The 25,917-nt window shown below is 57.3% G+C and carries 19 protein-coding genes, 2 pseudogenes and 1 other annotated feature; of the genes and pseudogenes, 7 read left to right on the forward strand and 14 right to left on the reverse strand.

The window, feature by feature from the left end; all coding sequences use genetic code 11:
* The first annotated feature begins 303 nt into the window (after positions 1-303).
* On the forward strand, positions 304-1,236 hold the full coding sequence (locus tag TSA66_RS07005; RefSeq protein ID WP_040039514.1) for a lipase family alpha/beta hydrolase: 933 nt from the start codon (positions 304-306) through the stop codon (positions 1,234-1,236).
* Positions 1,237-1,255: 19 nt separating this feature from the next.
* Complete coding sequence (locus tag TSA66_RS07010) at positions 1,256-2,197, forward strand: lipase secretion chaperone (RefSeq protein WP_040039515.1); 942 nt, start codon at positions 1,256-1,258, stop codon at positions 2,195-2,197.
* A gap of 73 nt (positions 2,198-2,270) precedes the next feature.
* Here the strand turns inward: TSA66_RS07010 and TSA66_RS26055 are convergent, their stop codons facing one another.
* The 8 genes and pseudogenes from TSA66_RS26055 to TSA66_RS07045 all read right to left on the reverse strand — a co-directional run bounded on the left by TSA66_RS26055 (position 2,271) and on the right by TSA66_RS07045 (position 7,153).
* On the reverse strand, positions 2,271-2,510 hold the full coding sequence (locus TSA66_RS26055; RefSeq protein WP_269748366.1) for a GGDEF domain-containing protein: 240 nt from the start codon (positions 2,508-2,510) through the stop codon (positions 2,271-2,273).
* 9 nt (positions 2,511-2,519) lie between these two features.
* Positions 2,520-2,763 (reverse strand): annotated as a pseudogene (locus tag TSA66_RS07015) (IS3 family transposase); the annotation flags it as partial.
* 6 nt (positions 2,764-2,769) lie between these two features.
* Positions 2,770-3,138 (reverse strand): formate/nitrite transporter family protein, encoded by a 369-nt coding sequence (locus TSA66_RS07020; protein ID WP_052452167.1) that lies wholly within the window; start codon positions 3,136-3,138, stop codon positions 2,770-2,772.
* Between the two features lie 41 nt (positions 3,139-3,179).
* Positions 3,180-3,818 (reverse strand): hypothetical protein, encoded by a 639-nt coding sequence (locus tag TSA66_RS07025; RefSeq protein WP_198358733.1) that lies wholly within the window; start codon positions 3,816-3,818, stop codon positions 3,180-3,182.
* On the reverse strand, positions 3,815-4,429 hold the full coding sequence (locus TSA66_RS07030) for an SCO family protein (protein ID WP_040039517.1): 615 nt from the start codon (positions 4,427-4,429) through the stop codon (positions 3,815-3,817). Before TSA66_RS07030 ends, TSA66_RS07025 begins: the two co-directional genes overlap by 4 nt.
* Positions 4,426-5,907 carry a cbb3-type cytochrome c oxidase subunit I gene (locus tag TSA66_RS07035; protein WP_040039518.1) on the reverse strand — a complete coding sequence of 494 codons (1,482 nt, stop codon included), beginning with the start codon at positions 5,905-5,907 and terminating at the stop codon, positions 4,426-4,428. The genes TSA66_RS07030 and TSA66_RS07035 overlap by 4 nt, the downstream gene beginning before the upstream one ends.
* A 14-nt stretch (positions 5,908-5,921) precedes the next feature.
* On the reverse strand, positions 5,922-6,461 hold the full coding sequence (locus TSA66_RS07040) for a cupredoxin domain-containing protein (RefSeq protein ID WP_040039519.1): 540 nt from the start codon (positions 6,459-6,461) through the stop codon (positions 5,922-5,924).
* Positions 6,462-6,859: 398 nt separating this feature from the next.
* The gene (locus TSA66_RS07045) at positions 6,860-7,153 is read right to left on the reverse strand and encodes a DUF4148 domain-containing protein (RefSeq protein WP_040039520.1); all 294 of its coding nucleotides are present in this window, start codon (positions 7,151-7,153) and stop codon (positions 6,860-6,862) included.
* 208 nt (positions 7,154-7,361) lie between these two features.
* Between TSA66_RS07045 and TSA66_RS07050 the strand changes: the two genes are divergently transcribed.
* On the forward strand, positions 7,362-8,714 hold the full coding sequence (locus TSA66_RS07050) for a sigma-54 interaction domain-containing protein (RefSeq protein WP_040039521.1): 1,353 nt from the start codon (positions 7,362-7,364) through the stop codon (positions 8,712-8,714).
* 840 nt (positions 8,715-9,554) lie between these two features.
* On the opposite strand, the gene TSA66_RS27990 is transcribed toward TSA66_RS07050, so the two are convergent.
* The 6 genes from TSA66_RS27990 to TSA66_RS07080 form a co-directional block, all read right to left on the reverse strand.
* Complete coding sequence (locus tag TSA66_RS27990; RefSeq protein ID WP_052452168.1) at positions 9,555-11,675, reverse strand: methyl-accepting chemotaxis protein; 2,121 nt, start codon at positions 11,673-11,675, stop codon at positions 9,555-9,557.
* 395 nt (positions 11,676-12,070) lie between these two features.
* Positions 12,071-12,709 carry a tyrosine-type recombinase/integrase gene (locus TSA66_RS07060; protein WP_052452626.1) on the reverse strand — a complete coding sequence of 213 codons (639 nt, stop codon included), beginning with the start codon at positions 12,707-12,709 and terminating at the stop codon, positions 12,071-12,073.
* Between the two features lie 228 nt (positions 12,710-12,937).
* Positions 12,938-14,872 (reverse strand): potassium transporter Kup, encoded by a 1,935-nt coding sequence (locus tag TSA66_RS07065; RefSeq protein ID WP_084199398.1) that lies wholly within the window; start codon positions 14,870-14,872, stop codon positions 12,938-12,940.
* Entirely contained in the window at positions 14,869-15,543 is a 675-nt protein-coding gene (locus TSA66_RS07070) for a response regulator (protein ID WP_040039522.1), read from the reverse strand. Before TSA66_RS07070 ends, TSA66_RS07065 begins: the two co-directional genes overlap by 4 nt.
* An 8-nt stretch (positions 15,544-15,551) precedes the next feature.
* On the reverse strand, positions 15,552-17,060 hold the full coding sequence (locus TSA66_RS07075) for a DUF4118 domain-containing protein (protein ID WP_040039523.1): 1,509 nt from the start codon (positions 17,058-17,060) through the stop codon (positions 15,552-15,554).
* 626 nt (positions 17,061-17,686) lie between these two features.
* Complete coding sequence (locus TSA66_RS07080) at positions 17,687-18,940, reverse strand: HD-GYP domain-containing protein (RefSeq protein ID WP_040039524.1); 1,254 nt, start codon at positions 18,938-18,940, stop codon at positions 17,687-17,689.
* A 300-nt stretch (positions 18,941-19,240) separates the two neighbouring features.
* On the opposite strand from TSA66_RS07080, the pseudogene TSA66_RS27650 reads away from it, so the two are divergent.
* The 4 genes and pseudogenes from TSA66_RS27650 to TSA66_RS07110 form a co-directional block, all read left to right on the forward strand.
* Positions 19,241-19,755 (forward strand): annotated as a pseudogene (locus TSA66_RS27650) (transposase); the annotation flags it as partial.
* A gap of 49 nt (positions 19,756-19,804) precedes the next feature.
* Positions 19,805-21,033, forward strand: a protein-coding gene (locus TSA66_RS07100; protein ID WP_094298971.1) for an IS3 family transposase whose coding sequence is annotated in 2 segments (ribosomal slippage) — positions 19,805-20,090 and positions 20,090-21,033 — 1,230 coding nt in all. Because the reading frame shifts where the segments join, the coding sequence is not laid out codon by codon here.
* Positions 20,086-20,202 (forward strand) — a sequence feature (AL1L pseudoknot). (Overlaps the previous gene by 117 nt.)
* Positions 21,034-21,340: 307 nt before the next feature.
* Complete coding sequence (locus TSA66_RS07105) at positions 21,341-22,606, forward strand: IS110 family RNA-guided transposase (RefSeq protein ID WP_040038531.1); 1,266 nt, start codon at positions 21,341-21,343, stop codon at positions 22,604-22,606.
* A gap of 725 nt (positions 22,607-23,331) precedes the next feature.
* Positions 23,332-25,491: a putative bifunctional diguanylate cyclase/phosphodiesterase gene (locus TSA66_RS07110; RefSeq protein WP_232429422.1), complete on the forward strand. Its 2,160-nt coding sequence runs from the start codon at positions 23,332-23,334 to the stop codon at positions 25,489-25,491.
* The last annotated feature ends 426 nt before the right edge of the window (positions 25,492-25,917 follow it).

Consider the following 25,917-nt stretch of genomic DNA (forward strand, 5'->3'; position numbering starts at 1 on the left):
TTAAGAAGGGGCGACCATTCCATTAGTCTCGGCCAGCGCCAATGACCTCGGAGGCCAACAGTAACCTCCGGAGTCAACAAAAATATTGCGGTGTGTATTGTTTTTAAACAAATTTGGACAGAGAATCGTTTCGTGCCAAGTTGTTCATGCACCAGTTCAAGCAGTGCCGTGATCTGGCGTAGAGTAAGAGTACTAAAACCACCCCGATGGCTTGGAACACCGCTCTTAGAGAAGCGGAGAGATAAAACAGACTGCCAAAAAGGCAGCAAAGGTTGTAATTAATGCCAATTCATGGAGACAACGATGAAAACCCAGCTATGCAGATGGCTGTCCGCAGCCTTTTTTGCCTTTTGTATTTTGCCGGCCCAGTCCTGGGCGCTCGGCTACACCCAAACCAAATACCCGATCGTGCTCGTTCACGGGCTGTTCGGCTTCGATAACATCGGTCCGTTCGGCTATTGGTACGGCATTCCGTCGGCATTGACGGCCGATGGCGCCAAGGTTTATGTGACACAGGTGTCTGCCGCCAACAGCACGGAAGTACGCGGTGAACAGTTGCTAACCCAGGTAAAGCAAATCCTGGCAGCCACTGGCGCCGCCAAGGTCAACCTGATCGGCCACAGCCACGGCGGTCCGACCGCACGCTACGTCGCATCGGTGCGGCCGGACCTGGTGGCTTCGGTCACGTCCGTCGGCGGCGTCAACAAGGGTTCCGCGGTGGCCGATATCCTGGTCCACGTCGCTCCGCCGGGCTCGCTGTCCAATGCCGTGCTGACCTCGGTCACCAATGGCCTGTCCAGCATGATCAACTGGCTGTCGGGCAACCCGACGCTTCCGCAGAGTTCTTGGGCTGCCGCCATGTCGCTCAGTACTGCCGGCTCGGCAAAGTTCAATGCAGCCCATCCTGAAGGCGTGCCGACCACTGCGTGTGGCGAAGGCGCGTATCAAGTCAACGGCGTGCGCTACTTCTCCTGGAGCGGCGGCAGTTCCTATACCAATGTGCTGGACGTCGTCGATCCATGGCTGCTGTTGACATCGGCTGCGTTCGGCGGCGCCAAGAATGATGGCATGGTCGCGAGCTGCTCCAGCCATCTGGGCAAGGTCATTCGCGACGACTACGGGATGAATCACTTGGACGAGGTGAACCAGACGGCCGGTATCGTGAATCTGTTCGAAACCAATCCGAAGACGCTCTATCGCCAGCATGCCAATCGCCTGCAAAGCCTTGGCCTGTAATGCCGAATAGAGTGCGCCAATGAAAACTCGCAAGGTATATCTTGGCGTGGCGGTGGCTTTGGCCGCCGCCATTTTTTTCACTGAATGGCTGACACGGCCCGAACCCACGGTGGAACTCCAACCTCGCGGCGAAGACAATCTGTTTTCCTTCGTCAAATCGATGGAGGGCACCCGCCCGGATGGCAAAGTCACAATCGCTCCCGACGACCAACTCGTAGTCGATGCGGAGCTGCCGCGCATGTTCGATTACTATCTGGCGGCGCTTGGTGAAAAATCGCTGGACGAAATTCGCGCGGAAATCGAGCGCCAACTGGACCAGCGCCTGAAACCAAACGCAGCCGCGCAAGCCAAGCAGCTGCTGGCCCGGTACCTGGATTTCAAACGCGACCTGATCACGGTGGAAAAGGACTTGCAGGCCGGTGTCGCCGGCAACGGGATCGATGCGATCAAGGCGCGCCTGGAGGCGATCCGGCAATCGCGCCTGCGATTTTTCAGTCCCGAAGAAGTGCAGGCGATGTTCGGCTTGGAGGATGCGTACGACCGGTATAACGTTGAGCAGTATGAAATCGCCCAGAATAAAACGCTGACGGACGAGCAAAAGAAGGAAAAGCTGGCTGCGTTGGATATGGCGATGCCGCCCGAATTGCGCAAGGAACAAGAGGCGCCACTGGCCGTTGTCAAACTGGAAGAATCGGTGCAGCAACTACGGACAAACGGGGCCAGCGATGACGATGTGTATCGCATGCGTGCCGCCGCGCTCACCCCTGAAGCAGCGGCGCGCCTTGCCGAGGTGGACCGCGACGAGGCTGCATGGAAAAGTCGTATCTCGGACTATCTGGCCGAACGCAGCAAACTGCTTAACGCCAACACGTTGGATACGGAACGCCAGTCGGCAATCCAGCAATTGCGCGATAGTCGCTTTAACCAGCAGGAACAAATGCGGCTTCCAGCATACGAGTAACCGGCCTTATCAGCGATGAAGCGCACTATCGTAGCGGGATCGACGGACAGTGCAGCAAGCATGTTGCTTTCAGCTAGTTCATTGTGCAGCGCTGGTGTTCCCGAAATCCATCATGCTTTCTTCGCAGCGATGTGTAGAGCGCACCCTCCGATTTCCACCCCAATTCCACCCGGTTTCGGCCGGTATTCTTGGCACGATAAAGAGCCTGGTCTGCTGTTGAAATCGTTTTCGATACGTCTTCTGGATATTGGAACTCAGCAATGCCCATTGAAGCGGTGAAAGTAAAGTGGACTCCCCCCGGAACGGTAGACAAATTCAGACCTCACATTGAGGCGCGTTCAAACGCCTCCGGACTGACGTGGCCCAAATGGCTGTGGCGTCGGGTTCGATTGTAAAAGACTTCGATGTCATCGAAGATGTCAGCATGTGCCAAATCGCGTGTTTTGTAGATGCGCTTTCGAATGCGTTCCTTCTTCAAGCTGCTGAAGAAGGACTCGGCGACCGCGCTGAGTATCCCAACAATTTCCACGGCGGCTCATGCTTGGCTGCAGATTGTTGGCTTGGCAGAGGGGTCAACTTTCGGTGAACGTCAACAGCAGCAGAAAATCGAGAAATACGCAGCCCAGAAAATTTCCAAGATACATCCACCCCCAATTGCGCAACATCTCGGCCCAGGTCGTTTTGCCCCGTACGGTGCCGATTGTCAGGACGGTGAAGTTGCCGGTGGCAAGCTCCGGCCCGAGCAATACAATCATGGCGAAGCCCACCGAAAAAGCGACGCCTGAAATCAGTGCTGCGGCCCCTGTGGTGAAACCTTCCGCCGCCTTGAAGGCGAGGAAGGTCGCGTAAGCGAGCAGCGCACCGGAGAAAAAACCCATAAGCAGCAGGGCCCGCGTGCTGAGGGCAGCCTTCTTCGTGCTGGCGGCTTCGACCTCTTCCATGACTCTTGCTGGACTAATATGGTCCATGTCCTTTTCCTGATTCAAGCCAGTTTTGTATGGGATTGATTGACGTCCTGGCTTGCCGTGCCTGGCTCCCCTGCCGCCGAACTGTCACCGACGAACAAGTTGCCGAGCCACCAGGCAAACAGCAGCAGTGCGAGTTTCACCATCCACCATCCTGCCTGCCCTTGTTGATCCACCAGATAGTTGTTACAGAGCCGCACGGGTGCAACGATGTAGAGCCAGCCGAGCACCGCCAGCATGCTGATGAAGTTGGTCCATACAAAACCCCGGCCAATGACATGGAGCCGCTTCCAGGCAAGTCCGAGAGGTAGTCCGACGAGCATCGGGAGGCTGAGAAATTTCGCGGTCTCAACCAGCGGGCTCGCCAAAGCAGCGTCCAGCGCACGCGGCAGCATCCAGTAACTGGAGACGAAGAGCGCCGTTAACACGCACGGTATTGCGCCGCCCACGGCTGCGAGCAGCGCGTTTTGCCAGCGCTCCAGCAGCAGGCGGGACGACACGATGCCGATGGCTGTGAGCAGCGGAATTTGCAGCAACATGTGGCCGGTCATGCTCGCTTCGAGCCAGGAACGGGCCGCCGGTGTCGCCAGCAACAGATACAGTGTTGCGACGCTAAAACGCCCATGGCGGCCATTAGGCAACAGGGAAGCGGTCATAACCATTGCATGATCTTTTCGGCGAAGGGGATCGGTTCATTGATGTCCCTAATCAGCGCCAGCTTGCCGTCACGGCCAAGCAAGTGGATGGCCGCGTTGTGCTCGAAACCGCCCAGCCCGTCGGGAATCACGACGATGCCGAAGGCATCGAGCAGGGGCTTGAGCTCCGCGGTGTTACGCACCCGCGCCACGCGCCAGCGCTTGCCGTCGGCGCCATAGGCGTCGGCGTAGGCCTTGAGGCGACCAGGCGTATCCGCCTCCGTATCGACACTGATGCTGAGGAGCGCGAAGTCGCGCCCGAGGGCTTGCTGCGGAACGTGGTCGCGTATCTGCTTGAAGGCCATGCCGAGGGTGCTGCAGACGGCACTGCAACGCGTATAGATGAACTCCACCGCGAGCAGCCGTCCCTGGTAATCCTGCAAGTCAAAGATGCGCCCGTCCTGGTCTTCGAGCACCACGACGGGAAGCGATCGCGGTGCGCGTAAGAGTGCCTCGCGCCGCGCAGTTTCGGCCGTGAAGGCGGTAAAGCCGTCAGTGCCCTGCCACAGGACGCCAATGCCGAGAACGGTCACCAGCGCCCCGATGGCAACGCTGCGCCTGGCAAGCTTCATGCCGCCGTTCCATGCGGCAGCGAGGCGCGCGGGTAGTCACGCCCGGCCAGGGCCAGACGGGAGAGGAAGCGGATAACGAACAGTATCGACGAGGCCACCACCAGCGCCGCAAACATCGAACCGATGCGGTCGTAGGGGACCCATTGCGCCAGGTGCACTGCGTAGCGGCGGGCGACGCTTTCCTTGCCCGAATAGAGAAAAGACAGCGTGAAGCCAAGCGTGCCGACAGTAAACCCCCAGAATGCGATGCGGTCGATGAAGCTATCTTCGGCCTTCTGGTGCGGCTTGCCGAGGTAATACATGAAACCGAATACCATCGCCACCATACCGAGCAACAGGTAGGTGTGGAAGTGGCCCGGCACCCAGAGCGTGTTATGCATCACCAAGTTCACCGTGATGGTGCCGTCAATGAAGGCTGGCATGGCGCCCGCCGCCCAACCGAAGAGCGAGATAAACAGCAGTTTGGAAGCCGCATCCCAGCGGATACCGGAACGGAACACGATCATCAGGGCGCCGTAGCCGGTCACCACCAGGATCGGAAACGTGTTCAGGTAGCCGATGACGTGCCCCATGATCAGCATCCACTTCGGAAAGGCGAAGTCCATCAACAGATGGTGCGGAAAAATGAAAATCACCATCAGCGTCGAGGCTGTCCACGAAGCGAGGAAGACCTTGTTGGCCTTCCACGGACGTTGCGTGTAGCGCGGCAGGATTTCATAGACCGCGATCACCGCCATGTAGATCGTCGCATTGATGAAGACATGGCCGAAGAAGTAGATCATGCCCTTCGCCAGCAGCGGGTCGATTTCAAAGCTCGGGACGTAGAGGTTGACCAGCATCATGGTCAGGATGCTGGCGCCGACCACCAGTCCAATGACATTGACGATCGTTACCATCGCACTGGCGACCACCGTCGGCGGCGGCGCCTCGCTGTCATCGGTGCCGAACAATTGCGGCCAGCCAAGCGCACGGGCGAAATTGCCGTAGCGGGCAATGAGGGCGCGGGCTACATCGAGATGCATCAACAGAAAGCCGACGCCGATCACTAGCAGTCCTCCCATGAACAGGGCCGCCGCTCCCGTACTCCACATGCCCATCGATTTTGCCGGCATCGGGTAGAGGAAGGTCCAGGCGCCGTGGAAGCGCCCGAGCAGGACGCTCGCCAGGATCATGACAACGCCGCCGAGGAACAGGACCAGATTGGCAATGAATATGCCTTTGGATAGATTGACGTATTGCTGTAGGAAGTGCCACATGACGGCGGCACCGGCGATGCCGGCGATGCCCACCATCCCGGCACCGTGCAGCGTCATGAGCTGGTAAAACCGGATCGCACCCAAGTCGATGAGTTGGGCCTGCTCCAGTCGCATCAGCAGGCCGAAGCTCATCATCAGCAGCAGCACGGCGGCTGCGGTGACCAAGTAGGCCAGCACGCTGCGGTCCGCGCCGCGCTCGCGCTTGAGAATATAACTATGCATGTCTGTTTCCTTTTCTACAGGCCGCCGACGTCGATTTCGGTCATCATGTTGTGGTGCGCGATACCGCAGTACTCCAGGCACAAAATCTTGTAGGTGCCTTTCTTCCTGAAGGTGTAGTTGAGCTTGTTGGTGTAGCCCGGCATCGCCTGGGTTTGGGCCACCAGATGCATGTCCGGGTCGTAAATGGCGAAGCCGTGATTGATGTCCGCGCTGGTGACGCGGAACTCCACCGGTTGACCGACGGCGACGCGATTGCGGCTCAATTCCCAGCGCCATTGATGCCCCTTGACGTCGATGACCATGGCCTGCGCGCCGGACTCGGCAGGGCGGGCATAACTGGCGCTGTACGGCAGATCGGCCAGGTTGTAGACCATCGTCGGCCCCAGCACCAGCACCAGTCCCCAGAACAGCTTGGTGCGGATGCGATAGGCGCGCACCTGCATCGGCGTGTAATCGTCGGCGCGCCTGCCGGATTTGAGGGCAACGAACATGAATCCGATAGCCAGCAGGATCATGAGCGCGAGTGAAACTGGCCAGGCAATTTGCTGCAACATAAGTCGTTCTCTCTTGTATTTTTCATGCCCGCCGCACCGGCCTCGGAAGAACCACGGCGGCGCGGTCGAGCTGGATCAGTTTTTGGAGGTGGCTGCGTCGGCAAACGAGCGCATCAACAGCCGGGCCGCCCTGGCAAGGCGATCAGCTTGTCGCGCAAGGACCGGGCATCGGCGTTGGGCTAACTGCCCGTCCGTGCGGGCCGAGTGCCTCGATCGAGGCAAGGGCGGAAAATACGAAAGGCATGGTGTTCAACTTCAATTCTTCATCACAAACGGTGAATGCTCAGGGCGGTTTTGCGTGGCCGGCAAACCGCCGCGGGGTTTGACAGGCGCGGCGAGAACCATCCTTGCCCGTTTTAAGACGAGCATCGGGCGAGCTCTCGCGCACTTACCTGCATTCAACGGCCGACGTCGGCAGTGGTTCGGGGGTTCCTGCTCCTGGCTGCCAGGATCGCTTCGTTGCGCACTTCTTCCCGTGTCTTGGTTGACGCGACATTACTGAAGTCGACATGCTCGATGTTGCGTGTCACTTCGCCCTTGGCCGCGGCCTCACGCATTTCCGCGATGACTTCCGCACGGGTTTTGCTCGATACGACATGGGTGAAGTCGACAAACGGGTCGACATCGCCTGCAAAGACGGCGCCGGCATTCGCCAGCAAGGTGACAGCAGCAATCAGGGTTTTCACTTTCATTTTCGTTTTTCCAATCAGATAAATGGTTCTTGCGATCAAACACTCATGGATGTTAAGTTGTCAGATCACACGTTTCTTTAGCGAAAACCATGCCACTCCCGCAAGCCATTGATCTATAAATATTTCTCAGTTGAAAGCCCAACTTGCACTATACTCATCACCCTCACTGAACGTTCAGCCTGAACGTTCATGTTGAACGGGGGATGGAATGCAAAACCTGATGACGCTGCGGGTCTTTCTCGACAACCTGGAGGAAGGCGTCCTGTTTCTGGATGGCGAGCGCCGAGTGCTGCAAATGAATCTTGCGGCCAGGCGCATGCTGGGCCAGGCCGACGAGTCCTTTATCGGAAGCCTGTGTCCATCGCACTTCGCCGGGACCACCTGCGCCCGCGAATGCGAGATCAGGGGAAATTGTTCGCTGATGCCGACGCAGGAAGACGGCCGCAAGAGCCAGGACGTCACGCTGAAATTGCCGGATGATGAGGAGATTTCGCTACGCATGTGGGCCATGCGGCTGCCGCCGAACGAGTCCGCGATGTCGTACGCGATCATCCTGCGCGACTGCTCGCGCGAGATGGCGCTGGAAAAGCAGATCCGCGAGCGCTGGCAGCTTGGCGGACTGACCGGGCGCAGCCGGACCATGCAGGACCTCTACCAGAAAGTGCTGCGCGCCGCGGCGAGCGAGGCTAACGTCCTGATCACCGGGGAAAGCGGTGTCGGTAAGGAGCTGGTGGCGCGCGCGCTGCATGACAATTCGTCACGCGCAAAGGGCGAATATGTCGCAGTGCATTGCGCCTCGCTGCAGGAGACCCTGCTCGAATCGGAACTATTCGGCCATGCCAAGGGCGCCTTTTCCGGAGCCATCGCGGCGCGCCCGGGGCGCTTCGAAGCCGCAAACGGCGGCACGCTGCTGCTGGACGAGATTGGCGAGATATCGCCCGCCACCCAGACCAAGTTATTGCGGGTGCTGCAGGAGCGCGAAATCGTCCGCGTCGGCGAGAACCGTCCGCGCAAAGTCGACGTGCGAGTCATCGCCGCCACCCACCGCGATCTTGCCGCCATGGTGAAACGGGGCGAGTTTCGCGAGGACCTCTTTTACCGGCTGCGCGTGCTGCCACTGGACGTGCCGCCACTGCGCGAACGTCGCGAGGACATACCGCTACTCATCAGCAAGCTGCTGAGCAACCTGGCAGAACGTTACCGACGGCCCGATCTGACACTGTCACCGGAGGCCACGATCGCACTCGAGGCCTATGACTGGCCGGGAAACGTCAGGCACCTCTTCAATGCGCTCGAGTATGCCGTGGTTCATGCCGCGGGTACAACGATTCGGCCGAAGGATCTGCCGAGCGAAGTGGTCGCCGGAGCGCCGCCACAAGCGGCGCCATTCGCGACGGCCGGCGGGCTGACGCACTATTACCGCACAACGGGGGACGATACAGCCGAGTGGATGCTGATACAGAAGGTGCTGGAAGAATCGGGGGGAAATAAGGCTGAAGCCGCGCGGCGCCTTGGTATGTCGCGCACAACGCTTTGGAAGCGCCTGAATCAGGCTGGCTGATCGCCTCGGAGGGGACTGCGCCATAGGCGTGCCGGCCCAGCGCACGGGACGCTTCCTCAACCGCACTGTTACCGCACCATGCATTTGCGGTACGCGGGGTGCGGCTTTGTTGATTCTTGCGAGAGTGGCGTGAACCTCGGAACCAGCAGGGATATGACCAGGCTTTTTCTGAAACAGTGTGATGCGCTGGTAGGAAAGCCAAGGGCGGCACGACCATCCGCACGCCACGCAACTGCTGATGCTGTGCGACGGCAGCAATCCTGCCTACGCATCGTTGCCCCAGCAAGACTTGCCGACACTGGACAACCATATAGGCAAGGAACTGCGCGTGGCGGCCAGACCGGTGCTCATAATCAGCGGCAAAAAAGCGCACAATTACGGACGTTGCCGGAATCAGAAACAACCGAAGTAACTATAGAGACAGCGTACGAGCGCCAGGCTGAATGAGTAACGGCAGATCTGTAGCAACAAAGGAGTAAATCACCGTCACGATTGCAATACAAGCCGTTGATGGCCAACAGGTCGAACCGGCGCTGAAAGAACCCGAGAATGGCTATGGCGTACCAGTCCGAGAAAGCAATGGGGAGTCAGCGCGCGAAAGCCCATTATGGTCCTGCTCCAAAGCGAGCAAGCAGTCAGAGACCGGAGATACGTGCGCAGTCGTACCTCGACGCCAAAGACGAATTGTTCGCAAACGAGGAGGGGGCCATATACGGCCATTCATTTTTAGAGAAGCCGCATTCAAGGCCCGCTCTCTCCAGTAGCGCTACGCGCCAGTCTCACGGTTGGGGCCGTCCTTCGACGCCTGGAAAGCAGTGGTTTGGCAATTCTCAGCAAGAATCAACGTGACAACCTGCGAGGCGTTGGCGCCGATGCCACCCGTTTAACGCGTGGGAGCTGGACGATTGCACGATCCCCTTTGGCGGAGGTCGTCTGGTACGCTGCATCCAGCTTGAATACGGCGACTTCTTGCATCAATTCCCGGCTACGACGCTGCTGTTCCTCTGCGGCTGCCGATGCCTGCTCGACCAAGGCAGCATTTTGCTGCGTCACATGATCCATTTGCATCACAGCTTCATTGACCTGTCCGATCCCGCTACTTTGCTCCTGCGACGCCGCAGCGATTTCGCCCATCAGATCAGTCACTTGCTGCACACCCTTCACGATCTGTTCCATCCGTTCCTGCACGTGCACTACCTCTGCAGACCCTGTATCGATTTGCGCCACCGAGTAACTGATGAGATCCTTGATCTCCTTGGCTGCCTGTGCAGACCGTTGCGCCAGCGTGCGCACTTCGCTCGCCACCACGGCGAAACCGCGACCCTGCTCGCCGGCGCGCGCCGCCTCCACGGCGGCATTAAGTGCCAGGATATTGGTCTGGAACGCAATGCCATCGATCACGCCGATGATGTCGGTCACGCGCTTGGAAGTCGTGCTGATCGAATCCATGGTCTGAACCATGCGGCCCATAGCCACACCGCCTTCTTCCGCCATGTCGCGTGCGGCATGAATCAACTGGCGCGCGCTGTTGGAATTGTCGGCATTATTCTTCACGGTCGATGTCAATTCTTCCATGCTCGCCGCCGTCTCTTCCAGGCTCGATGCCTGGCTTTCAGTGCGCGCTGAAAGATCAGCGTTGCCGGCGGCAATTTCTGATGCGTTTCCGGCAATCTGTTCTGCGTTGCGCCGAACGCCGGCGACGATGTTACTCAAACTATGCTGCATGACGTTCAGCGCGTGATAGAGCTGCCCCACCTCGTCATTTGACTCGACGTTGATGTCATTGGCCAGGTTGCAGGCGGCAATCTGTTTGGTCAAGCCCACTGCTCGCACCAAGGGGCGGACGATAACGCGGGATAAATAGACTGCAGCACCGACCGAAAAGGCAATCGCCACACCGAGCGCCGCAATCACGAAGGCCAGCATGGAGCGGTAGCGCGCATCGGCTGTTGCAGCCGCCTCCTGGCTGAGTTGCGTTTGCAATTTCATCAAGTCATTGACGTCTGAGCGGAGCGCAACGAAGGTTTGTTTCATCGAGCTCGCATGCAGCTTCTTGACATCTTCCACATTTCCAGCACCCAGCGCGGCTGTTGCACGATTCAAGCCTTCTTTGGTGTACTGCGCATAATCGGACGAAAATTTATCTGCGAGACGCTTTTCTTCTTGCGTCAGGTTTGTTTTCAGGTACGCAGCCCAAGTGTCATCGATGCTCTTGGCGTTCTCCTCGACATGGCGCTTGGCTTCCTTAGCATCATCCGGGCTGCCGCTGGCAATCGCTTCCAGCACGGCAATATCGCTGCGGTTGAGTAACCGGATAATGGTGTCGATCTGGGTAATTGGCACAGTTCTGTCGTTGTACACCTCCGCCAAGCTGGCGTTGGACTGACGCAAGCCGACAATCGCTGCGACGCTCACCGCGGCCATGAGGAGGCTCATGACAACCAGCGCCAGGTTGATGCGTCCGCCGATCTTCAACTGCCGCAATGCGCCAAGCCCTCCGAGAATGCCGGTCCTGACGACCTGGCCATGCCGAACAGCCAAGCCAGATGCCTGGCCACGCTTGAAGAGACGGTATGCCTGGTCGGCCGCAGTGATTTGCTCTTGAGTAGGCATTGTGCGTACCGACGTATAGCCTGCGACCCTGCCGTTTTCCCAGATCGGCGTGGCGTTGGCCAGCACCCAGTAATAATCGCCATTCTTACGCCGGTTCTTGACCATGCCGGTCCATGCCTGCCCCGCTTTCAGACATTGCCAGAGATCGTCAAATGCTTCTGCCGGCATATCGGGGTGCCGCACGATATTGTGCGGCGCGCCGAGCAGCTCTTCTTCAACAAATCCGCTTACTGCAACGAAGTCACTGTTAACGTAGGTGATCTTGCCTTTGGTATCGGTACGGGAAATCAGGGATTGATCAGGGCGAATGCGATATTCAGTGGTGGTGACAGGCTGGTTGTTACGCATAGAAGGGCTTCAACGAAAGTAACTTGACGCATGACACCACTCGCTGAGACAGAAGAGGTAAGCATCCTTGGGAAAGCAACAGTCTACCGACTATCCAAATTACTTGATGTCAATCAATTGTTGAAACCCTGTATTAGCAGGGAGCGTTCAGTTCTTTGTTGTTTTTCTGTGTTATGCGGTCTTATGTTGGCGGCGAAACATAATGAAACAACAAATAAGTGCATGCCAGTGGCAGCCTGAAAGGCTGCTTCTGGGTACTGAGTCATTGCCCTCACTGTCCGCATTTGGCCGCAGCTCGTCCGTGGACACAATCCAACTTGTGACTGATTGCGTCCACGAAGCTGACATGATGCGTTTCCGTTGGAATCAAGCCGATGTGAACTCGCGGCCCACCGCTATACCTCGGTCTGTTCAGCAATTTCAAGCGCGCCATCGACCTCTATCCCAAGGTACCTGACGGTGCTCTCCAGTTTTGTATGGCCGAGTAAGAGCTGCACCGCACGCAGGTTCTTGGTCCTCCGGTAAATCAGCGTAGCTTTTGTCCGGCGCATGGTGTGAGTGCCATACGGTGACGGATCCAGACCAATCGACTTCACCCAGGATTCGACAATTCGTGCGTACTGCCTTGTCGACAGGTGGGGAGAGCTCGTAAGCCGGCTCGGAAACAGGAACTGGTTGCCGGCCAAGTGGGCCTTCTCCATCCAGGACGCTAACGACGTTCGCGTTTGCTCGGTGATCTCAAACTGGACCGGGCGCTTGGTCTTCTGCTGCATCACGATCGCACGCGGCAGTATCCGGTTTCCTTGTGCGACGGCACTTACTTTTAATCCAGTCAGATCGCATCCACGCAACTTGCTGTCGATCGCCAGATTGAACAGCGCTAAATCGCGGGTCCGCTGCTCCATCTGCAGTCGTATGCGAATCGCCCAGATCTCCTTCAGGCGCAGAGGCGCTTTCTGGCCTACCAGTTTCCCCTTGTTCCAAGGGATATGCGTTGCCGCTTTTTGAAGGTTCGTTTCATGGTTTCCTCCCATTTCAATTGAAAGGAATCCCATAGTGTGCCGATTTCCTTGAATGGGTGATAACACGCTTAGAGCAGCCATTCAGATTTAATCAGTAATCTCGCAGAATCGATCCATAGCGGCCGGTTAAAGTTGCGGAGAGCAGACGCCCACCGCAAGAGATATTTCGGCAACGTTTTGGTGGCAGTGCGTTAGCGCAGCCAATTTAAACAAAGGTCACATGCGCTGTCTACACCGTCCTCAGATCTCGACCTGCGTTCCCAGCTCTACCACCCGGTTCGCCGGCACGCGGTAGAAATCCGCGGCGTCGCGTGCATTGCGTGACATCGTGGCAAAGAGCGCCTCGCGCCAAAGTGCCATCCCACTGCCCACCCGGGGAATCACGTTCTGTCGGGAGATAAAGTAAGAAGTTTGCATCGGGTCGAACTCCAGCCCGAAACTCTTGCACAGGCCCAGTGCCGCCGGGATGTCCCTCTCATCCATAAAACCGTAATGTATGTCGATCTGGTAGCAGTCATGGCCAAGGTTTTCGACTTTCACGCGTTCCGAAGCCGGCACGCGGGGAATGTCCGCGTTGCGGATCGTCAGGAACACTGTTCGCTCGTGCAGGATCTTGTTATGCATGAGGTTGTGGAGCATCGCGTGCGGCACACCGTCGCCTTCCGCACGGAAGAAAATAGCGGTGCCGGCGACCCGTATCGGCTCGCCCATGAACAGGGATTCGAGAAAGTCCTCCAGCGGCACGGTATGCTGCCGCAGATTGTCATAGACCAGACCGCGCCCCTGCTGCCAAGTAAGCATGACCAGCATGGCGATTGCACCCAGTACCAGCGGAAACCAGCCGCCGTGGAGTATTTTGAGAGTATTGGCGGAAAAAAATGCGAGGTCGATGACGATGAAAAATCCGGTCGCCAACCATGCCAGCAATGCATTGTATTTCCAGCCGTAGCGGATAACGAAAAAGGTCAGGATTGTGGTCATCAGCATGGTCGCGGTCACAGCAATGCCATACGCAGACGCGAGATTCGACGACGAACCGAAGCCGACTACTGCCAGCACCACGGCTGTCAATTGCAGCCAGTTGACGAAGGGAACGTAGATCTGTCCCATCTCTCGCTCGGATGTGTAGACGATGCGCATGCGCGGCAGGTAGCCAAGCGCGATCGCCTGCTGGGTGATTGAAAAGGTGCCTGAAATGGTCGCTTGGGAAGCGATCACGGTTGCCATGGTCGACAACACGACCAGCGGATAGACGCTCCATGAGCCGAGCATTCGGTAGAACGGATTAGACAGAGCGTCCGGAGCTGACATGAGCAGCGCGCCCTGCCCGAGGTAATTTAGCGCCAGGCCGGGGAATACTACCGTGAACCATGCGATCCGAATCGGCTTTTTCCCAAAGTGCCCCATATCGGCATACAGCGCCTCGGCACCGGTAAATGCCAGCACGACGGCGCCCAGCGCCAGGAATGCGAGCCAGCCATTGTGCACAAGAAAACGCAGCGCATGCAGTGGATTGAGCGCCGCAAGAATGTCGGGATGCGCGACGATGTTGATGCCCCCCATTGCAGCGAGCACGGCGAACCAGACCAGCACAACAGGGCCGAACCATTTCCCGATGCCTGCCGTTCCCTTGCGCTGGATCGCGTACAGCATGACGAGGACCACCACCGTCAGAGGCACGACGTAAGGCTTCAGTGCGGGCGTGGCGACTTCCAACCCCTCGATCGCGGACAGGACCGAAATTGCCGGCGTGATGACGCCATCCCCGAAAAACAGCGCCGCGCCGATCAGGCCGACGATGGCCAGCGGCCCGAACCAGCGCGAACGCGCGCCGACCGATTTGAGTGCCAGCGCGACCAATGCCATGATGCCGCCCTCTCCGCGATTGTCGGCGCGCAGAATGAGCGTGACGTACTTCAGTGAAACGACGATCGTCAGGCCCCACAGGATCAGCGACACGACGCCTAGCAGGTTGTCCCGCGTGAGGGGCAATCCATGCTCTTCCGAGAATACTTCCTTCAACGCATACAGCGGACTGGTGCCGATGTCGCCGTAGACGATGCCGAGGGCGGCAACGGTCAGCACGGCAAGGCTGCTTTTGTGATGGCCCGGGTTCAAGAAGCCCTCGTCGGAACGGGGCGACGTCGGTAAGACCTTGGGAATATTGGCTTTCATATCTGGAAACGGTAACCGACACCGGTTTCGGTGACGAAATGGACGGGTTGTGCTGGATCGGTTTCCAGCTTTTGCCGCAGTCGGCTCATGTAGATGCGCAGGTAGTGACCACGTTCGCCATGGTTTGGTCCCCAGACTTCCTGCATCAGATGGCGATGAGTCATAACCTTCCCGGCGTTGGCCGCAAGCACGCACAGCAGGCGGTATTCGATTTGGGTCAGATGAACTGGCTTGCCGTCACGCTCAACGGTGCGTCTGGAGCGATCCAGTTCGACCGGTCCAAACCGTATTGCAGGCGCCGTCTCATGGGCCCGTAGGCGGCGGCGTTGCAAGGCGCGCACGCGAGCGGAAAGTTCCGCGACGCCGAAGGGCTTGGTTAGATAATCGTCTGCGCCGGCATCAAGCGCCTCCACTTTTTCCCGCTCTTCGCTCCGGGCGGACAGGATTAGAACCGGGACGTCCGACCAGGAGCGGAATTCCCTGACGAGGTCCACACCCTCCATGTCGGGTAGGCCCAAGTCGACGATCAACATGTCTGGCTGTCGAGTGCCGGCTTCGATCAAACCGCGCTCGCCGGTACCCGCTTCATGTACGCGCCAGCCGTCGTTTTCTAGCGCAATGCGCACGAAGCGCCGGATCTGCGGTTCGTCTTCGATCAACAGGACTTGCATAGGTGCGCTCACGGTTTCGCCTCCTCGTCGGCTTCCGCCGTTTCGTCCTCGATGGCAGGTGGCTTTCCCCTGGGGAGTCGCACGTTCACGCATGCACCGCCTCCCGTCCTGTTGGCTGCCTCGATGGTCCCGCCGTGCGCTTCCACGATGGAGCGGCAGATCGCCAGTCCTAGCCCGACGCCAGGCGTTGAGGATTCTTGTTGCCCACGCTCGAACATGCCAAATACTCGGTCGATCTGATCAGGTGGAAAGCCCGGTCCCCGGTCGCATACAGACAGACCGACCTGCTCATTGTCCACGAACGTACGGATCTGCACTTGCGTGCCAGGCGGTGAATATTTGGCCGCGTTCTCGAGCAAGTTGCACAGCACTCGCTCCAGCAGCACTGCGTCGAATTCCACCAGCGGCATATTCGGCACCAACTCCACGGTCAGCTTGTGGCCGGCCAGAACGGTTCGCATCAGGTTCAGGCTGCTGCTCACTACGTCCTCGATCAGTTGCCATTCCCTATTCAGCTGCACCTTACCCGCCTGCAGTTTTGCCATGTCAAGCAGATTACTGAGAAGACGCCCCATGTCGCGGGCCTGTTCCCTGATAGCGGCGGCCATGCTGCGTGCCTCCAGGCGCATCGGCTCCGCACTCAGCGCGAGGGTATCGGCCATGCCGACCAGGGCGGTCAGTGGCGTGCGCAGGTCATGCGACAGTGCCGACAGCACCGAGCTGCGCAGCCGTTCGGCGCTGACTTCGAGCTGGCTGGCGTGCGCGACCTCAACATAGTGCAGCCGGTCCAAGGTCAGGGCGACCAGCGACGCCACTGCACCGACGAGCTGATGGTCGTCGTTGACCACCATCGGGTGCCGTGAAGACAGGATCATCACGCCGCGCATGCGGGTAGCGCCCTTGAGCGGAAGAACGAGCCAGGACAGGTTATCCCCTGCATCCATCTCCATCGCTCGCTGCTGCTGCATGGCCATGATGGCGAACCGGAGCTGGACCGGCCGGGAACCGAGCGAAGGAAAGTGTCCGCGATCATCAAGCAAGTGCAGGCTCGCCATACATCTCAGATGCGCAAGATAGCGGTCGACTGGCTCTGCCAGTTGCTCCATGCTGACGATTCCGGACAGTTCGCGTGCCAGTTCATAGAGCCCTTGCGCCTGCAACTCCCGCTGCCGCGCGGCTTCAGCCTGCTGCTGCAGTCCGGCGGTCAATCCCGCCGTTGCAAGGCCTACAGCGAGCATCACGGCGAAAGTGACGAGGTACTGCACATCACTGACGGCGAATGAAAATCGCGGCGGAACAAAGAACACGTCGAACAGCGCAACGCAGAGAAAGGCTGCCATTACCGCGGGTCCGCGCCCGAGCCAGCGCGCAGTGAGAAACACCGTGAGCAGGAAAATCATCACGATGTTGGCCGAATCGAGAAACTCCTGTAGCAGTGACGCGATGGCGGCGGTAGCGACACATGCGGCAACCGCCACGCCATATGACTGCGCTTTCGTTTTTGCCCCGTAGTTCATGTCCTACCCCTTAATCCAGGGTACAGAGCTTAATGGAAGCGGAGAAAAAAGAGCGTAGAGAAATTGCTGTGGAGTGTAAAGAAATTGTAAACACCATTCCGCTTGATCATAGGCTCACTTCCATGGATTGCCTTACGAACAGCTCTTGACTTGCAGCACGCATTTTGAGTGCAGCTACAAGGACAAGCGTGAACAGGTGAAATGTCGGATTCAATTTCAAGTGGCAATCCATTTCAATACCAAGTGGGATCATGAAGCTAGCTCATTTTACGCACAATATTCCTTGTGGTAACAAAATTGCCCGTCAGTGTCGCAACCTATCCGTTCCGGCGGGACCGGTCAATTAAGCACTTCTACTCGACGTTGCCACTCCTACTGGCTCTGCGATCTGAATAGCGTCATTCATAATTGCGGAAACAAGCGGTAGTTCTGCCTTTCCTGTTGGGAACATTGGTGCTGGAGCTGTTTTACAGAGCTTCGTTGGTCACTATGGTAGAAGGTGGGGCGGCGATAAGAGAAGTCGGCGCGTGCTTGTGGGCGCTGCGCTTAAGATGCCATACGGATTGCAGCCAAGCTGAATATCCCGACAACATACTCCGCACCAGTATATAAAGCGTTGACCATTATCAGACACCAAAATGCAGGCGGATTTGCGCCTTCAGCAGGGCGCGCGCCTGCTCCTCATTGCAAAGTGCAAGCCGGTCGTACACTATGCGGGCAATCGGTTTGAATACGCTCATGACCACTGGGTCGAAATGACTGCCAGTGTCTTTTTCCATGATTTCCATCGCCTCGTCGAAGGTCATTGGCTCCTTGTAGGGGCGACGCGAGCAGAGTGCGTCGAAGACATCGGCAACAGCGAAGATACGCGCGGCAAGCGGGATGGCTTCGCCGGCAATCCTGCGCGGATAGCCTGAACCATCCCACTTCTCATGGTGCCCGGATACCACAGCATTTGCGCCATCCAGCCAACCGATTCCGGATACGATGTCCTCTCCCTGCTGCACGTGCAGTCGCATGATGCGGAATTCGTCTTCATCCAGCCTGCCGGGCTTAAGCAAGATCGCGTCAGGGATGCCTATCTTTCCAACGTCGTGTAGGTAACTACCGACGATCAGCGATTGCATCGCTACTCTGTCGAGTTCTAGTTCCTCAGCAATTGCAGCGGCAATCCAAGCCACGCGATAGTTGTGCGCTCCAGTGTCGGAATCGCGCTTAGCAATCGCACGCCCCATCGCTTCCATGATTGAGATATGCGACTCCAGCACCTCCCGGGCTTTTTTTTCATTTTCCCTGGATAAGTGCACCACTACCGGATAGATCGCGGCACCACATAATATAGAAGCAAGGCATGCGATGAATGCCGCAGCGAGCGAGTCGTCACGAATCTGCTGGCGCTGCCAGTCGGATACCACACGAACGCCTTCGAAATAGCCAGTAATGGCGCCCTGACCGGGTGGGCTTTGCAATGGTACGAATACCCGTAGCAACCAGCGCCCTCCGACGTCCAGACTTTCATATGAAGCGCGTGTGTATTGAGGTCGTTGGTGCTTAGGCAATCGGTCTTCTACAACCTGCCCATCCTCAGTCATCGCCTCGACCATTTTGTTACCACGTGCATCGTATATCTCAGCGATGTCGAATAAGCCGCCAGCAATCACGCTTGCGGCGGCCTGCGCGCGCGCTTGGGCATTTAGCCCGGACAATGTGGTGGCATCGAAATGATCAAGCAAACGCCGCGACTCTTCCACCGCCAACGACACTGTGCTTTCTTCAGCATTTTCGCGGGCTACAAACCAGGCAATTGAGCTGGCGATTGCCGCGAGCAGCAGACTTACCGCCGAAATTCTAATCGCCGTGCGACGGTTAAACGGACTCACATTTCTCCCCTTCGTTCTACAGTAAGCGGATGTCAATACAGAATGGCTACGCGTACGTATTTCCTAAATAGCCGCCCAAAAATAACCGGTCCTCAATGAACGTGAGTCGCCAGCAGCAGATGTCGCGGCAGCCACGAGGGCGAAATTTTGTGCGAAGGCATGCAGCCAAGTTGATATGGAACTAACTTTTTCTTTTGGGAAATAATTATATGATGCGCGTAAAAGCTTAAGGTGATGTGTTCCCAATAAAGAGTGCCAATCGGGATCTAGTAAAGTTCGTTTTCGAAAGGGAGAACGAACGTGAAGAAGCGGTTTACCGACGAGCAGATCATTGGCTTTCTGAAGGAAGCCGATGCCGGCATGCCAGTGACAGAGCTGTGCCGCAAGCACGGCTTTTCCGACGCTTCGTATTACAAATGGAAAGCCAAGTTCGGCGGCATGGAGGTTTCCGACGCCAAACGACTCAAGGCGCTGGAAGAAGAGAACAACCGGCTCAAGCGTCTGCTGGCCGACGTGCTGCTCGACAACGCCGCACTGAAAGACGTCGTGTCCCGAAAGTGGTAAGCCCACAAGCCAGGCGCGAAGCGGTTGCCGTTCTGAAGGCAGAATGGCAGCTGTCGGAGCGCCGTGCTTGTGGGCTGATGAACATTTCCACTTCCGTTTTACGCTACCAGCCCAAGTCCGGCAGCAATAACCAATTGGGAGAACGGATCGCGGCCATTGCCAGCCAGCGCCGGCGTTTCGGCTATCGCCGCATCCACGTCTTGCTCAAGCGGGAAGGATGGACGATCAATGTCAAGCGCGTATATCGGCTTGAACCGCCCCGGAAATCGAGGAGGCTCCAATATTTGAGAAAATGGTGCCATGAAGAAGAAATCAACAAGATATTCGCCGGAGATCATGGAGCGCGCAGTGCGCCTGGTCTTCGAGAGCAGGGAGCAATACGAATCGCAGTGGGCGGCGATTGAATCGATTGCGGGCAAGATTGGCTGCACGGCAGAGACGTTGCGGCGCTGGGTTCGCCAGCAAGAGCGTGATACCGGCCAGCGTTCGGGGGCAACCACGACCGAGCAGGAACGGGTTAAAGCGCTGGAGCGGGAAGTCAAGGAATTGCGCCGTGCCAACGAGATTTTGCGCCTGGCCAGCGCATATTTCGCCCAGGCGGAGCTCGACCGCCGATCGAAATCATAAAGGCATTCATCGACGAGCACCGGGAGACCTTTGGGGTCGAGCCGCTCTGTGAAGTGATGCAGATCGCCCCGTCGGCCTATTGGCGCCATGCCGCCCGGTGTCGCAATCCGATGTTGAGAAGCGCACGCACCAAGCGTGACGAAGCCTTGATTCCCCACATTGAACGTGTGTGGCATGCCAACATGCGGGTTTACGGGGCGGACAAGGTCTGGAAGCAACTGCGCCGCGAAGGCAGCGACGTGGCGCGCTGTACGGTGGAGCGACTCATGCGCAAGTGCGGCCTGCGCGGCGTCATACGAGGCAAGGCAGTGCGTACTACGCAAGCCGACAAGGCAGCGCCATGTCCGCTGGACCGTGTCAACCGGCAGTTCAAGGCGACGCGTCCAAATCAGCTCTGGGTATCGGACTTCACCTATGTCTCGACCTGGCAGGGATTCGTGTACGTGGCCTTCGTGATCGATGTGTTCGCCCGGCGCATTGTCGGCTGGCGGGTCAGCAGTTCAATGCAGACGGACTTCGTACTGGACGCACTGGAACAGGCGCTGTACGCTCGGCAGCCGGAACGGGAAGGCGGCTTGATTCACCATAGCGACCGCGGCTCACAGTACGTGTCGATTCGCTACAGCGAGCGTCTTGCCGAAGCCGGCATCGAGCCGTCAGTCGGAAGCAAGGGCGACAGCTACGACAATGCGCTTGCAGAAACGATCAACGGGTTGTACAAGGCGGAACTGATTCACCGCCGTGCGCCATGGAAGACGCGGGAAGCCGTGGAGCTGGCAACGCTGGAATGGGTATCCTGGTTTAACCATCATCGGCTGCTGGAACCGATTGGCTATATCCCGCCGGCAGAAGCTGAGGCAAACTACTACCGGCAATTAACCGGTCAGGTCGAAATGGCCTGACTCACACCAACCGGCCTCCTCAAAAGCCGGGGCGGTTCAAATATAGTTAGTCTGTCCTGGTTTCCGTGATACTGGGCACAGCTGGCAGGTAGCTGTCAGTGAAGTCAGGACATGCACTGGGGAATTACGAATAGTCGACCCAAACACATGATGTTTGCCGCTTTGGTTTCGAATTCCCCGGTGCGCCTGGGTTCGTCAACGAATACTCAGGGCGTGCCGCTTCGCCGGCTCTCTATATTGGCTTCGCAGAGCCCAGCTTGCATGTCTGTTTCCCCTACCCATCACAATCCCCTTCCAGGAGGTGATGATGAAGCATTCATCTTCCCCAAACAACCCGGCTTTCAGTGCCTATGTCGGCATTGACTGGGCTGATCGCAAACACGATTTCTGCCTGCAAGCTGCGGATTCAACGCGGCGTGAATCCGGCATCTTCGAACACTCGCCGCAGGCCATCGCTCATTGGGCCAACACCTTGCATCAGCGGTTTCGCGGCCGCATTGCGGTCTGTGTCGAGCTTGCGCGCGGCCCCCTGGTATCTGCCCTGCAGCGCCATGATTTCCTGGTGCTGTTTCCCGTGCATCCATCAACGTTGGCCACGTACCGTCAGGCGTTTGTTCCCAGTCGCGCCAAGGATGACCCGGGCGACGCCGAACTTGCGCTGGAGATTTTGCTGCGCCATCCCGAGCGATTGCATCCGATTGCACTGCAGAGTACCGACATGCGCGCGCTCGCAGCGCTAGTGGAGGCACGCCGGGGCCTGGCTGAGCAAACGCTGCGCATCACAAACCAGCTCGTCAGCACACTCAAGCAATATTATCCGCAAGTACTAGACTGGTTTGAAGACCGTAATACGCGTTTGTTCTGCGACTTCCTGACCCGCTGGCCGACTCTATTGCATGTCAAGCGGGCACGACGCGTAACACTGGAGGAATTCTTCCATCAGCATTCAGTACGCCGTGGCTATCTCATTGACAGGCGCATTGAGGGAATCAAGGTCGCCACGTCGTTGACGAACGATCCTGCTATCGTGGGCCCGGCGCGGCTGATGATGCACACCCTGGTGGCGCAGTTGCGCGTCCTGCTGGACTCCCTGCAGCAGTATGACAGCGAAATCGACGCGACCGCCCGGCGTCTGCCGGATTACGACTTGTTTGCCAATTTGCCGGGGGCAGGCCACATTCAGGCACCGAGGCTCATGGTGGCGTTCGGTGAAGATCGTGGTCGCTACAACAGTGCGGCACAACTGCAACAGTATGCGGGTATTGCCCCGGTGATCGAGCGAAGCGGCAACAAGTGCTGGGTGCATTGGCGCATTGCCTGTCCGACGTTTCTGCGGCAAAGCTTCGTGGAATGGGCCGGTTCGACCATTCCACGTTCCTATTGGGCAGGCGCGTACTACCAGCAGCAACGTCAGAAGGGAAAGCCACATGCGATGGCCGTTCGTGCGCTTGCGATCAAGTGGATCCGTATCCTGTATCGCTGCTGGAAGAACCGTACCCCGTATGACGAGACCCGATACCTGAAAGCACTCCAGCAGCACGGCTCGCGTCTGGTCAACTCTGCGCCACTTTAATCGCCGGTTTCCTTACTGAGTAGAGGTATGTTCCGCCACCGGGTCAAGGGCAGGCTGCTAATGCAGCCTGGCGCAGCGCACCCTTGATGCGGTGAAGGAACTCCACACTTCAGATTTGCCAACGGCTTGGCATGCCGAGCCGTTGGCTTGCTAACTTGCGTTCCTCTGATGGGAAAACCCGTGAAAAACCCTTGACGGACCGGCTCAGGGCACGAAGCGGAAGTTCTCATCAAGGAAAAGCTGCCGCTCGATCCCGGGACAGGCGCCTCATGATCTGCTCATCACGATCCTGTCCAACTAAACCGTTGGACCCATGAGCGCCAATCAATCTGGTCCGATTTGCTTAATTCGGTCGAGCACATCTGGACGAGACATTTCATCTTGGCAATCTGCTCTGGCGAGGTTAACGGCGGAACTCGCAAGGAGTTGCAATTGCTTTAGGTTATTGTTCACTTGCCTGAGCCGGGTCTGAAGCGCCTTTCTCTCCAAAAACAGACGCTTGGAATGTAAGCACTCGGGAGTATTTCTTGCACCACCTGTGGTGGCGACACCGTGGTTTTGAATGATAGTTTTCCCCTGTGGCACGTTTCATTCTTAGCACTTATCACTGTTCCACATAATGATGCCGTCAGATAATTTGTTGCGCCAACTTCCACAGTCTTTCCTTCGTATCAAGCCGATGCACGAACCAGCATGAGTCCATGGAGTCATAAAGATTCCCATTCTTGGCGTTCTTCTTTACCAAGCGGCGTGAAAGGTTCTGTTTTAGAAAGGGCATCATGGTCGCCAACACGGTTCTCATCATTTCTAACGACGCTGCAGAAGCGAAGTTGCTGAAAGATACGCTTGCTACTGCGAGAGATGGCCCCTTTGTCACGGAGTGGGTCGGTCATTTATCTGATGCAATAAGCCGATTGGAGAGGCGCGGCATCGATATTATTCTGGCCTCCCTCTTTTTGCCCGACAGTCACGGTCTCGACACCTTTGATGTGCTGTTCAAGCTGGTCCCGCCCATTCCCATCATGATGCTTAGCGACGAAGAGCATGAAGCCCTCGCTATCGAAGCCGTGCAGCACGGTGCCCAAGGGTTTCTGAGCAAAGGCCACTACCAGAATTCTCTGGTGCCGCAGGCGCTTCGCAATATCATTCAGCGAAAGAAGGTGGAGGAAGCGCTCTTCGTGGAAAGGGAAAGGTCGCGCGTTACCCTTGAGTCGATAGGGGACGGCGTTCTGAGCACAGATGTTGCGGGCAACGTCACATACCTGAATGCGGAAGCGGAACGTATGACAGGCTGGTCACGCGACGAGGCGCAAAGCCGTCCGATTGCCGAAGTCTTCCATCTGATCGATGGCGAGACGCGACAGCGCGCAAGGAATCCGGTCGAAATGGTCATCGAGCAGGGGAAAAACCTAGCCCTCCATGCTGATTCGCTATTGGTGCGCCGGGATGGATATGAATCGCCCATCGAAGACTCCATTGCACCGATTTTTGACCGCAACAATGATATTACTGGTGCGGTCGTCACGTTTCACGATGTATCCGAAGCCAAGGCCATGGCGCACAAAATGGCGCACCTGGCACAGCATGATTACCTTACCGGCCTGCCGAACCGTTTGCTCTTAAGTGATCGTCTGTCGCAGGCCATTGCCTACGCAAAGCGACATACCACCCAGCTTGCCGTTCTGTTTCTGGATCTGGATAACTTTAAGCACATCAATGACTCGCTCGGGCACGCAGTAGGCGATAAGTTGCTCGAATCCGTCGCCAGCCGGCTCGTATCTCAGGTGCGGCATTCCGACACCGTCAGCCGTTTGGGTGGCGACGAGTTCGTTGTCCTTGTACTGGAAGATGCGCTGGCAGAGCACGCCACCATTACCGCTGAAAAAATCCTCCATGCACTCGCGGCCCCACACCGCCTCGCCGGTCATGAGCTGCACATCACGACAAGTATCGGCATCAGCGTGTTTCCTGCCGACGGGGACGACGCCGAAGCTTTGGTCAAGAACGCCGACGCGGCCATGTATCACGCGAAGAAGATGGGTAAAAACAACTATCAATTCTTTAACAGAGCAATGAATGAATTAGCCGTGGAGCGCCATACCACGGAGGTAGAACTGCGTCGCGCAATCAATGGAAACGAGCTTTTGGTGTATTACCAGCCAAAGGTCGACTTGGTATCAGGAATGGCGACTGGCGCAGAAGCACTCGTTCGTTGGAATCACCCCGATAAGGGCATGATGCTTCCCGACGCGTTTATCCCCGTCGCCGAAGACTCTGGCTTGATCGTCGCTATAGGAAAGATAGTCCTTCGCCAGGCATGTGGGCAGGCCAAGGCGTGGCACGATCAGGGATTACACTCCTTTACCATGGCCGTTAACGTGTCTGCGCTGGAATTTCGGGATCGTCACTTCGTGGAGAGTCTGCGTAACGTGCTGGACGAGACGGGCCTGGATGCGCGATTTCTTCAGCTTGAGCTGACTGAAAGCGTGCTGATGCGAAACGTGGACTCAAGCATTGCGGTCCTCCGTGAACTGAAACAACTCGGCGTGCAACTTGCCATTGATGACTTCGGTACCGGCTATTCCAGCTTGAGCTATCTCAACCAATTCCCTATTGATGTGCTGAAGATCGACCAGTCCTTCGTGCAAAGCATTTCATCGAGTGTCGGTAATGGCGTCATCGTCAATGCCGTGATCGGTATGGGAACGTGCCTTGGCCAAAGAGTTGTTGCTGAAGGCGTCGAAACATCGGCGCAGCTGTCATTTCTCCATACACACCACTGCACCGAGGGACAGGGCTATCTCTTTAGTGCACCGGTTCCGGCAGACGACTTTACGCGGCTTTTAGGGCAGGGAGTCATTGGGGGCAGTGTTCCGCTGCAATAGCGGGGGTGTCCCCTATTTAGGGGGTGTCCCCTATTTACAAACTACAGCGCACAAGCCACGCCATTTATTACGCACGTTGCCGAACGACCGGTTGTAGTCCCGCGGGGCAATGGCAGATATTGGCCGATTGTGTTGAAAAATCCGGCGATCAATTGCGAGACCAAATGGATCGTCGAGTAATGAGTCGTCGCTTGAATCAATCAGCCGAAAAGTCGGCCTAAATTGATACTTTGTCGACTGAATGCCCTAACACTTATAGCGATCCGATATTGCTTCAGAGTTTTTCAAATGTAAGGGACTTCCCCGTCCCGAAGCGACGTTGAAGTCGCACGGCATCGAGTGCCAAGATTGAGGTGTCACCGTTCAATCTAACCAGGAGGGGAAGTCATGCACCAGCTTACTACCATCGGGATTGATCTCGCAAAG

Source organism: Noviherbaspirillum autotrophicum, assembly GCF_000818395.1.
Lineage (GTDB): Bacteria > Pseudomonadota > Gammaproteobacteria > Burkholderiales > Burkholderiaceae_D > Noviherbaspirillum > Noviherbaspirillum autotrophicum.